12 protein-coding genes and 1 pseudogene are annotated in these 9,992 nt (G+C 69.8%); 2 read left to right on the plus strand and 11 right to left on the minus strand.

Translation table 11 applies throughout. The features are described from left to right. The 3 genes and pseudogenes from F3J18_RS37965 to tauA form a co-directional block, all read right to left on the minus strand. A pseudogene (locus F3J18_RS37965) lies at window positions 1-182 on the minus strand (taurine ABC transporter permease); the annotation flags it as partial. Beyond that, window positions 179-982, minus strand: coding sequence for an ABC transporter ATP-binding protein (locus F3J18_RS32900; protein WP_166916283.1), 804 nt, complete (start codon window positions 980-982; stop codon window positions 179-181). The pseudogene F3J18_RS37965 and the gene F3J18_RS32900, both read right to left, overlap by 4 nt. A gap of 22 nt (window positions 983-1,004) precedes the next feature. Continuing rightward, the gene (tauA, locus tag F3J18_RS32905; protein WP_166916285.1) at window positions 1,005-2,036 is read right to left on the minus strand and encodes a taurine ABC transporter substrate-binding protein; all 1,032 of its coding nucleotides are present in this window, start codon (window positions 2,034-2,036) and stop codon (window positions 1,005-1,007) included. Here tauA and F3J18_RS32910 point away from each other — a divergent pair. Beyond that, window positions 2,035-2,292, plus strand: a complete 258-nt coding sequence (locus F3J18_RS32910) for a hypothetical protein (protein WP_166916287.1) — start codon at window positions 2,035-2,037, stop codon at window positions 2,290-2,292. The two genes, tauA and F3J18_RS32910, sit on opposite strands and share 2 nt — an antisense overlap. 60 nt (window positions 2,293-2,352) lie before the next feature. Here F3J18_RS32910 and lipA read toward each other — a convergent pair whose 3' ends face one another. From lipA to F3J18_RS32925, 3 genes are all read right to left on the minus strand, one after another. After that, entirely contained in the window at window positions 2,353-3,345 is a 993-nt protein-coding gene (gene lipA / locus F3J18_RS32915) for a lipoyl synthase (RefSeq protein WP_013699492.1), read from the minus strand. Then, window positions 3,338-4,090 carry a lipoyl(octanoyl) transferase LipB gene (gene lipB, locus F3J18_RS32920; RefSeq protein WP_025097068.1) on the minus strand — a complete coding sequence of 251 codons (753 nt, stop codon included), beginning with the start codon at window positions 4,088-4,090 and terminating at the stop codon, window positions 3,338-3,340. Before lipB ends, lipA begins: the two co-directional genes overlap by 8 nt. A gap of 64 nt (window positions 4,091-4,154) precedes the next feature. Then, window positions 4,155-4,484, minus strand: coding sequence for a DUF2917 domain-containing protein (locus F3J18_RS32925; RefSeq protein WP_025097069.1), 330 nt, complete (start codon window positions 4,482-4,484; stop codon window positions 4,155-4,157). A 101-nt stretch (window positions 4,485-4,585) separates the two neighbouring features. Between F3J18_RS32925 and F3J18_RS32930 the strand changes: the two genes are divergently transcribed. Beyond that, the gene (locus F3J18_RS32930; RefSeq protein ID WP_166916289.1) at window positions 4,586-5,662 is read left to right on the plus strand and encodes a transcriptional regulator GcvA; all 1,077 of its coding nucleotides are present in this window, start codon (window positions 4,586-4,588) and stop codon (window positions 5,660-5,662) included. 33 nt (window positions 5,663-5,695) lie between these two features. Here the strand turns inward: F3J18_RS32930 and F3J18_RS32935 are convergent, their stop codons facing one another. The 5 genes from F3J18_RS32935 to F3J18_RS32955 all read right to left on the minus strand — a co-directional run bounded on the left by F3J18_RS32935 (window position 5,696) and on the right by F3J18_RS32955 (window position 9,812). Next, the gene (locus F3J18_RS32935; protein WP_013699496.1) at window positions 5,696-6,007 is read right to left on the minus strand and encodes a YbeD family protein; all 312 of its coding nucleotides are present in this window, start codon (window positions 6,005-6,007) and stop codon (window positions 5,696-5,698) included. Window positions 6,008-6,068: 61 nt separating this feature from the next. Continuing rightward, entirely contained in the window at window positions 6,069-6,983 is a 915-nt protein-coding gene (locus tag F3J18_RS32940) for a D-amino acid aminotransferase (RefSeq protein WP_166916291.1), read from the minus strand. 96 nt (window positions 6,984-7,079) lie between these two features. Then, window positions 7,080-8,384, minus strand: a complete 1,305-nt coding sequence (locus F3J18_RS32945) for a D-alanyl-D-alanine carboxypeptidase family protein (protein ID WP_025097071.1) — start codon at window positions 8,382-8,384, stop codon at window positions 7,080-7,082. Window positions 8,385-8,821: 437 nt separating this feature from the next. Continuing rightward, window positions 8,822-9,454 (minus strand): alpha/beta hydrolase, encoded by a 633-nt coding sequence (locus F3J18_RS32950; protein ID WP_013699499.1) that lies wholly within the window; start codon window positions 9,452-9,454, stop codon window positions 8,822-8,824. Between the two features lie 37 nt (window positions 9,455-9,491). Further along, the gene (locus F3J18_RS32955; RefSeq protein WP_013699500.1) at window positions 9,492-9,812 is read right to left on the minus strand and encodes a ferredoxin; all 321 of its coding nucleotides are present in this window, start codon (window positions 9,810-9,812) and stop codon (window positions 9,492-9,494) included. Window positions 9,813-9,992 lie beyond the last annotated feature (180 nt).

Raw genomic sequence — 9,992 nt, forward strand, 5'->3', positions numbered from 1 at the left:
GCGCGCGGTACACCCGCGTGCGCGCCATCGCCGGCACCAGCACCGGCACCTTCCGGCGCACGCGCGCCAGCCGCCGCGAGCGTCGCACGAGACCCGCGCGCGGCTGCCTCGCCGCCCGCGCTCACGATCGTCCCGGTCTGCCAGGTCACCGTGCGCGCGCGAACGTCGTCGGTCGTGCTCATGCGGCCTCCCTGGCGGTATCGGTATCGCGCCCATGCAGGCGGCCGATCAGCCGCTCGCGCCAGGCGATGAACTCGGGCGAGGACTTCACCGCGCGCGCATCGCGCGTGCGCACGTACTGCCGCGCGAAGGGCAGTTCATGCGATTCGGCGATGCGCCCCGGCCCCGGCGTCATCACCACCACCCGCGTGCCGAGGAACAGCGCCTCCTCGACGTCGTGCGTGATGAAGAACACGGTCTTGCCGGTGCGCGCCCACAGATCGAGCACCAGCTCCTGCATGGTCTCGCGCGTCATCGCGTCGAGCGCGCCCATCGGCTCGTCCATCAGCAGCACGCGCGGATCGCCCGCCAGCGCCCGCGCGATGCCCACCCGCTGCTGCATGCCGCCCGACAGCTCGTAGACGCGCGCATGCGCGTATCGCTCGAGCCCGACCAGGGCCAGCATCCGGCGCGCGCGCGCCTCGCGCTCGGCCTTCGCGACACGCTGGAAGCGCAGCCCCAGCGCCACGTTGCCGAGCACGTCGAGCCAGGGCAGCAGCGCGTATTTCTGGAACACCACGCCGCGATCGGCGCCCGGGCCGGTAATGGGTTCGCCGTCGAGCAGCACCTCGCCCGCGCTGGGTTCGACGAAGCCGGCGATGCAGTTCAGCAGGCTGGTCTTGCCGCAGCCCGAGGCGCCGACCGCGACCACGAATTCGCCGGCCCCGATTGACAGGTCGACTTCATCGAGCGCGCGCGTGCCTTCCCGCCCGCGCTCTCCCGGATAGGCGACCGACAGCCGCCGGATATCGAGCGTGCTCATGCTGATGCCTCCCGGCCGTCGCTCAATGCGCCGCGGCCTTCACGAATTGCGGATCGACGCCGACCGAGTAGTCGGGCAGCACCGTCTGGATGGTGCCCTGCGCCTTCAGGAAGGCCGCGGTGGCCGCCAGCGACTTCGCCGCGCCCGATTGCGCGCCGCCGCCCAGCCAGGTGGCCGAGGCCTGCTCGGCCGGCGCGGGGAAGGCATAGAGCGCGAGGCTGGCCGGCACCTCGTCGGGGTTCGCTCCGGACTCCTTGGCAACCGCCGCGGCCTGCGCCGAACCCTTGCCCCAGGCGGCCGGATGCGCGCGGTAGTCGGCATCGGCCGCCGCCAGCACCTTGACGAAGCGCCTCAGGAACTCGGGGTTGTCGCGCGCGAAGGCGCGGGTCGCCACGAAGCCGTCGAAGGTGGCCTTGCCGCTGGCCTTGGCGACCTGGCCCGAGGTGATCAGCACCTTGCCGTTCTGCTTGACCTTGGCGAGCACCGGATCCCAGATGTAGGTCGCGTCGATGTCGCCGCGCGCCCAGGCCGCCGCCACCTCGGGCGGCCGCAGGTTGACGATCTTCACCTGGTTGGGATCGACGCCGGCCTGCTGCAGGGCGACCAGCGCGTGGAAGTGCGAGGTCGAGACGAAGGGCACGCCGAGCTTGTGGCCCTTGAGGCCCGCCACGCTGGTCACGCCCGAGCCGTCGCGGGCGACCAGCGCCTCGGCGTCGTTGATGTTGTCGAGGATCCAGAACAGCGAGAGATCGACGCCCTGCGAGAGGCCCGCGGCAACCGGCGCCGAGCCGGCCTCGCCGACCTGCACCGAGCCCGAGGCCAGCGCACGGATCACGTCGGCGCCGCTGCCGAGCTTGCGGAACGTCACCTTGTAGCCGGTCGCCTTCTCCACCTCGCCGGTGGCCTGCGCGTAGCGCCAGGGCACCACCATGTCCTGGTAGGCGATCACCACCTCCTTGTCGGCGGCGCGCGCGCGCGCGGGCGCGGCGGCAAGGCTGAGCGTGGCGACGGCGCCGGCCAGCGCGGCGGTCAGGACGGAACGGAAACGCGGCATGAATCACCTCTACGAGTCGGATGCGGTGGCACGAAAACGCCCGACTATAGAGATTGCGCGGCGGCGCCGTTCCAATCATTTCTGCGATGCAATTGACGCTGCTGGCGCTATGCTTTTCGCGTTCGACCGGATACGGCCGACGATCGGGCGCGCAGCGCGGCGCGAGCGCGAAGGCCGCCTCGCCCAGCAAACGGCCGCGGCCCGCGGCGAGCCGCGCCGCCAACAAAAAACCCGCCTCGCGGCGGGTTTTTCATGACGGCCGCCGAAGCGGCCCGGCAGGCAGGGCTGGAAGCAGGCGAACCCGGAAGCAGCCGGCTCAGACCACGCCGGCGCCGTGCGCCTGCAGGTCGGCGTGATAGCTCGAACGCACCATCGCGCCCACCGCCGCATGCGTGAAGCCCATCTTGTAGGCCTCTTCCTCGTACATCTTGAAGACGTCGGGATGCACGTACTCGCGCACCGGCAGGTGATGCTCGGAAGGCTGCAGGTACTGGCCGATGGTCAGCATGTCGACGTCGTGCTCGCGCAGGTCGCGCATCACCTGCAGGATTTCCTCGGGCGTCTCGCCCAGGCCGACCATCAGGCCCGACTTGGTGGCGACGTCCGGATGCAGCGCCTTGAAGTCCTTCAGCAGCTTCAGCGAATGCGCGTAGTCCGAGCCCGGGCGCGCTTCCTTGTAGAGGCGCGGCACGGTTTCGAGGTTGTGGTTCATGACGTCGGGCGGCGCGGCATTGAGGATGCCCAGCGCGCGGTCCAGGCGGCCGCGGAAGTCCGGCGTGAGGATCTCGATGCGCGTTTCCGGCGAATGCTCGCGCACATGCCGGATGCACTCGACGAAGTGGCCGGCGCCGCCGTCGCGCAGGTCGTCGCGGTCGACGCTGGTGATCACCACGTACTTCAGGCGCAGCGCGCCGATCGTCTTGGCCAGGTTGACCGGTTCGTCCGGATCGAGCGGATCGGGGCGGCCGTGGCCGACGTCGCAGAACGGGCAGCGCCGCGTGCACTTGTCGCCCATGATCATGAAGGTCGCCGTGCCCTTGCCGAAACACTCGCCGATGTTCGGGCAGCTCGCTTCCTCGCACACCGTGTGCAGGTTGTGCTCGCGCAGGATGGTCTTGATCTCGTTGAAGCGCGAGCTGCCGGTGGCCGCCTTCACGCGGATCCACTCGGGCTTCTTGAGCTTCTCGATCGGCACGATCTTGATCGGGATGCGCGCCGTCTTGGCCTGGGCCTTCTGCTTCGCGCTCGGATCGTAGACGGCGGGTTCGGCCGCGGCGGCCGATGCGGGGGTTGCGGTTACGTCAGTCATTCGTGTGTTCCAGTGCCTGCGGCAATGCGGCGACGGTGGCGCCGTCGAGGTTGGCGGTCAGACGGCGCACGAGCGTGTCGGCCACGTCGCGCCAGTCGGCGAGCACGCCCACGCTCGCCATGTCGACCGTCTCGAGTCCCGCGTAGCCGCACGGATTGATCGCGAGAAACGGGCCGAGGTCCATCCGGACGTTCAGGCTCAACCCGTGATAGCTGCATCCGTTGCGTATCTTCAGGCCGAGGGCGGCGATCTTCGCGCCCGCATGCGGCCCTGATTCCACATAGATGCCGGGCGCGCCCGCCTTGCGGACCGACGCGAGATTATACGCCGCGAGGGTGTCGATCACGGCCTGCTCGATCCGCTCGACCATGCCGCGCACCGTCAGCTTGCGGCGGCGCAGCTCGACCAGCAGGTAGGCGACGATCTGGCCCGGGCCGTGATAGGTGATCTGCCCGCCCCGGTCCACCTTGACCAGCGGCACGCCGCTGTCGGCCACCAGCAGGTGCGCCGGGTCGCCGGCCAGGCCGAGCGTGTAGACGGGGGGATGTTCGACCAGCCAGATCTCGTCGGCCGTCTCGGGCGTGCGTGAATCGGTGAAGGCGCGCATCGCCTCGAAGGTCGGCTCGTAGGGCGCCGAGCCGAGCCAGCGCACCACGAACGGCGCCGCGGCAGCCGCCTCGGGGGCGGCCGTCGCGGCGGGATCGGTGGAAATCGGGGACAAGTTGATGGGGGCCGGCGCTGACATGGACGCTAGTTTACCGAAAACCGACACGCGCCGCCGGGCGGGCGCGTGTCGGCGGGACCATCGCTCAGACCGTGCGCCAGCCGTCGTGCAGGCGCGCCGAGAGCCAGTTGCCCAGGCGCGTGAGCGCCGTGTGGGCGACCTCGCCGGGCGCCGGCGCGCCGACGCTGAACGATACGCGGGCCACCTCGGGCCCTTCCACGGCCAGCCACAGCCGCTCGCCGCGGCGCAGTCGCAGGTTCGCGCCCGGCGCCAGGAAGTAGTCGTCGACATCCTCGCTGCGCGTGGCCCATACCGTCGCGCCCTGGATGCTGAGCCGCGTGCTGTGCACGACCTTCATCGGCACGGTTTCGCCGGGTTGGATCTCGAAGGTGACGCTTGACGATATTTCTCTCATGATGCGCTCCGGAAACAGCGGGGGAATGGCTACAATCGTAGGCACATCAAGGGTTTACGTAAAACGATACGTTTTCACGTTCTTGTGAGAAAAATTAGCAAGTGGACCTGCGCAAACTCCCCCCGCTGAATGCCCTGCGCGCCTTCGAGGCCGCCGCCCGCCACGAGAGCTTCTCGCGCGCGGCCGACGAGCTGTTCGTCACCCACGGCGCGATCAGCCACCAGGTGCGTGCGCTCGAGGAGGAGCTCGGGGTGCCGCTGTTCGTGCGGCACGGCAAGCGCCTGTCGCTGACCGAATCGGGCGAGCGCTACGCGCGCCAGGTGCGCGCCGCGCTGACCATCCTGCTCGACGCCACCCAGGACGTGCGCGCCGCCGACCGCGGCAACCGCCTGGTGGTGTCCTCGCTGCAGTCCTTCGCGGCGCGCTGGATCACGCCGCGCGTCGGCTCCTTCATCGACCGCCATCCCGACATCGACCTCGAACTGCAGTCCACCAACTCGCTGACCGACTTCTCGCGCGACGACGTCGACATCGCGATCCGCTTCGGCAACGGCCACTACCCGGGCCTGCACGTGGAGAAGCTGTTCGACGAGATGTTCTTCCCGGCCTGCGCGCCGAGCCTGAACGGCGGCGTGCTGCCCAGGGAGCCGGCCGACCTGGCCCGCTACCCGCTGCTGCGCTCCGACGACGAGCTCTGGCGCCCCTGGTTCGACGCGGCGGGCCTGGAGACGCTCAGCGAGCCCAAGCGCGGCCTGCTGTTCCAGGATTCCTCGCAACTGGTGCAGGCCGCCATCGACGGCCAGGGCATCGCCCTGGTGCGCCGCTCGCTGGCCGCGGCCGAACTCGACGCGGGGCGCATCGTGCGCCTGTTCGACATCGACGGGCCGAGCCCCTGGCACTGCTATTTCGTCTGCCTGCCCTCGCGGCTGGCCGCGCCGCGCGTGCAGGCCTTCCGCACCTGGCTGCTGGCGGAACTGGCGCACTTCGAGCGGGAATGGCTGCGCATCGATGCCGAGCGCCTGGCCCGGCGGGCCGCGCAAAACGGGGAGGGGGAAACGATCGGGGGAAAGCCGCCGGGCGGGATGCCGGCGCAGGCAGGCCTGGCGGGAGCCGGCACGGCCGACGCTCCCGGGCTGCCCGGCGCGGCCATGGCGGCCGCGCCGAAGCGGGAGGAATGAGGCCGGCCGGGCCGGCCCGCGGCGCGCTCGCGCCTAGAGGACGACCTTCACCATCGGATGGCCGGTCAGCGAACGATAGATGTCGTCGAGCTGCTGCTGGCTGGTGGCGCGCACGGTGATGGTCAGGCCCGTGTAGTTGCCGCCGCTGGAGGAGCGCTCCTCGATCTTCTCGAGGTCGATCTCGTTGTCGTGCACGGCCACCACCTTGAAGATGGTGTCCTTGAACTCGGGATGCGCCTTGCCCATGATCTTGATCGGGAAATCGCAGGGGAATTCGAGCAGCGTCTCCTTCCTGGTATCGATCGCGCCAGTCAGTTCGACTGTCTTGGACGGGTCGGTGGTCATAAGCTTCTCCAGAAGGAATCGATGAAAAACCAGTGGGTGCCGCCAGGCCCCACCGGCAGGCTCAGGCCGCCGCCAGCTCGCTCGCCTTGGCGCGCTGGTAGGCCTCGTAGAGCGCGATGTAGACCGGGCCGGGGCGGCCATCCTGCACCGGCAACTGGTCGAGCGAGGTGACCGGCAGCACTTCCCTGGTCGCCGAGCTGAGCAGGATCTCGTCGGCCGCGCGCAGCTCGGCCTCGTTGATCTCGCGCGCCACGAAGGGGATCCCGCAGGCCTCGGCCAGCTCCTCGAGCAGCGCGTAGCGAATCCCCTCGAGGATCTTGTTGCTGCGCGGCGGCGCGAGCAGCTCGCCGTTCTTCACCACCCAGACGTTCGAGGAGGAACCCTCGGTAAGGTTGCCGTCGCGCAGCTGGATGGTCTCGAAGGCTTCGCGCTCGGCCGCATGCTGGGCCATCAGCACGTTGCCCAGCAGCGAGGTGGACTTGATGTCGGCGTGCAGCCAGCGGCGATCCTCGGCCGTCACGCAGCGCACGCCGGTGGTGCGCATCTCGTTGCCGGGCAGCTCCATCGGGCTGACCATCATGAACACGGTGGGCGTGACCTCGGCCGGAAACGCGTGGCCGCGCTTGGCGACGCCGCGCGTGATCTGCAGATAAACCTTGGCATGCCGGCCGTCACCGAGCCCGGCCGCGTTCGCTTCCAGCAGCTCGTCGATCAGCGCTCGCCAGCCGGCATCGTCGCGCGGATTGGGGATGCCGAGCTTCTTCAGGCTGCGGTCCAGCCGCGCCAGGTGCTGCGGCAGCCGGAACGGCTTGCGTCCGCCGCCTTCCACCGCGTACAGCGGCACCACCTCGTAGACGCCGTCGCCGAAGATGAAACCGCGATCGAGCACCGGCACGCGCGCCTCGGACAGCGGCACCCGTTGCTCCTGCGAGGACACGCTCAGATAGACGACCGGATCGAACTCAGCTTGGCTCATGGCGATCAAGGTGGAAAAGACGACGGGCGCGGGACGGTCCCGCGCCGACAGCTTACCGCTTGCGGCGCGCCGGCGTCGTGCCGGGCGCGTCGAAGCTTACTTCTTGCTGAACATCAGCAGGATCGAATCCCAGATCCGGCCGAGCAGGCCCGCTTCCGGCACCGCCTGCAGCGCCACCACCGGGAATTGCGCGACGGTCTTGCCGTCGGCCACGAACTGCACCGTGCCGACCTGCTGGCCTTCGGCCAGCGGCGCGATCAGCGGCGTGTTCAGCGTGACCTGCGGCTTGACCTTGTCGCCCACGCCCTTGGGCAGCGTGACGAACTGGTCCTTCTGCACGCCGACCTGCACGGAGTTGGCCCGACCCTTGTAGACACGCGGCGTCTCGACGGCCTGGCCGCCCTTGTACAGGCGCACCGCATCGAAGGCGCTGTAGCCGTAGTTCAGCATCTTCATGCTGTCCTGCACGCGGTCGCTTTCCTTGGTCTCGCCCATCATCACCGAGACCAGGCGGCGCGTGCCGCCGTCGGCGCCCGGCAGCGGACGCTTGGCCGAGGCGATCAGGCAGTAGCCGGCGGCCTGGGTGTGGCCGGTCTTCAGGCCGTCGACGGTCGGGTCGATCCACAGCAGCCGGTTGCGGTTCGGCTGGCGGATGTTGTTGTAGCTGAATTCCTTGACCGAGAAGATGTTGTAGTAGTCGGGGAAGTCGCGGATCAGGCGCGCCGACAGCTTGGCCAGGTCGCCCGCCGTGGTGTAGTGCTGCGGGTCGGGCATGCCGTTCACGTCGGCGAAGTGGGTGCCCGACATGCCGAGCTTCTGCGCCTCGGCGTTCATCATGTTGACGAACTGCGATTCGCTGCCGCCCACCAGCTCGGCCAGCGCGATCGCCGCGTCGTTGCCCGACTGGATGATCATGCCGTACACCAGGTCATGGACCGAGACCGGCTTGTTGGCCTCGATGAACATGCGCGACTCGTCGGTGCCGACGCGGCGCACCGCCTCGCTCGGCGTGACGATCTGCTCCATCGAGATCTTCTTGGTGGAGAGCGCCTCGAACACCAGGTAGGCCGTCATCAGCTTGGTCAGCGAGGCCGGCTCGACGCGCTCGTCCGCGTTGCCGGAAGCCAGCACCTGGTTGCTGCTCGCGTCGACCAGCACCCAGGAGCGCGCATTGACGCCCGGCGGCGGCACCGCGCCCGGCATGTAGGTGGCCGGCGCGCCGGTCGGCGCCGCGGCCGCGGCGGCAGCCGCTGCCGCCTTCTTGGCGGGCTTGGCCTGCGCGACGGCAACCGTCGTCACGAGCGCGGCGGGCACCACCACGCCGAGCGCGACGTTGCGCGCGACGGTGGCGAAGGCGGTGGAGGAAGCGAGAGACTTGAGGCCTACGGAGGACAAACGCATGATCGATTCAGGCTGATGGCAGAAAGTGCTGCGCACGGGGCGCAAGATCGGGGAACCGGGACGGCGAGCGGTCCGGCCGCGGCACCTGGGCGGAGCCTGGCGCGACGCGCGGAGTTGGACAGGCGGCGGCAGCGTCGGTTCGCGGCGCGCGGAAAACGCGCGGATTCGCGAGCCGCCGCCGGCGTCGAAGCTGCCGTGCGTAGCGGGCAAACCCGGCCATTATACGGGCGCCGGCCGGGCCCCAAGCCGCGGCGGCGGTTTCTGTCGCGCGCGGCGGACAGATGGTAGACGCACGGCGCGCGCCGCCGTCGCCCGCAATCGATTCGCAAGTCCGGCGTCAGGCAGGCGCAAAGGGAAGCACGGCGGAAGCGCGACGAGATGGCGGCAGGCCCCCCGCCGCAACGCGACCGGATCGCCGCCCGGGCGGCGCGCCCGGCTCAGCGCCAGGCGTCGACGATCACGCGCTTGAGGATATGCAGCTTGCGGTGGAAGAAATGCTCGGCGCCCGGGATCACGATCACCGGCAGCTCCTGCGGCCGCGCCCAGTCGTAGACCGAGCCGATCGGCACGGTATCGTCGGTTTCGCCGTGGATCACGATGGTGTCCTCGGGCACCTCGGCCACCGCCCAGCGGCTCGCCGCGGTGCCGACGAACACCATCCGCTCGATCGCCTCGCCGCGCTCGCGCATCTGCTTGCCGACCTGCGAGAGCACGAAGGTGCCGAACGAGAAACCCGCCAGCACCAGCGGCAGCTCGGCCTGGCCGGGCTGGGCGCGCATGTGGGCCAGCACCGCCAGCAGGTCGTCGGTCTCGCCGTGGCCGTTGTCGTGCGTGCCCTCGGTGGCGCCGACGCCGCGGAAGTTCGAACGCGTGACGATGTAGCCGAGCTGGGTGAAGATGCGCGCCAGCGTCTGCGCGACCTTGTTGTCCATGGTGCCGCCGAACAGCGGATGCGGATGCGCGACCAGCGCGATGCCGCGCGTGGCGGTGCCGTCGGGCGGCAGGTCGACGGCGATCTCGATGCGGCCGACCGGGCCGTCGATCAGGGACTTCTGCGTTTGGGCGTTCATGCGGCTTGCGGTTTCCTTCGGTTGGCGCGCGGCGCGCTCAGATCTTCAGGCGCTCGACCACCTGGCCGTCGCGCAGGTGCGATTCGACGATCTCGTCGATGTCCTGCTTGTCGACATAGGTGTACCAGGTGCCTTCCGGGTAGACCACCATCACCGGGCCTTCCTCGCAGCGGTCCAGGCAGCCCGCCTTGTTGATGCGGACCTTGCCGGCGCCCGCCAGGCCCAGCTCCTTGACGCGCTTCTTGGCGTATTCCTGCATCGATTGCGCATCGCAATTGGCGCAGCTCGGGCGATCCGCGCCCGGGTCGCGCTGGTTCAGACAGAAGAACACGTGATGCTGGTAGTAGCTGCCGTTCATGATGTGGGGACCGCCTGCGTGCGCCTGGTCTGTGCCGCGCGCCGCCAGCTGGATTGGGGAGGGTGTCGGGAGGTCCGATTATAGCGAGCGAGCGCGCGGCCCGCTGGCCTGCCGCGCGGGCCTTGCGGCGCGTGGTTCGGCGCGCCGGGGCGGCTCGGCGCGTTCACGCCCGCCGGCGTG

The sequence above is a fragment of the Burkholderia sp. Ax-1720 genome, assembly GCF_011753035.1.
GTDB lineage: Bacteria > Pseudomonadota > Gammaproteobacteria > Burkholderiales > Burkholderiaceae > Burkholderia > Burkholderia gladioli.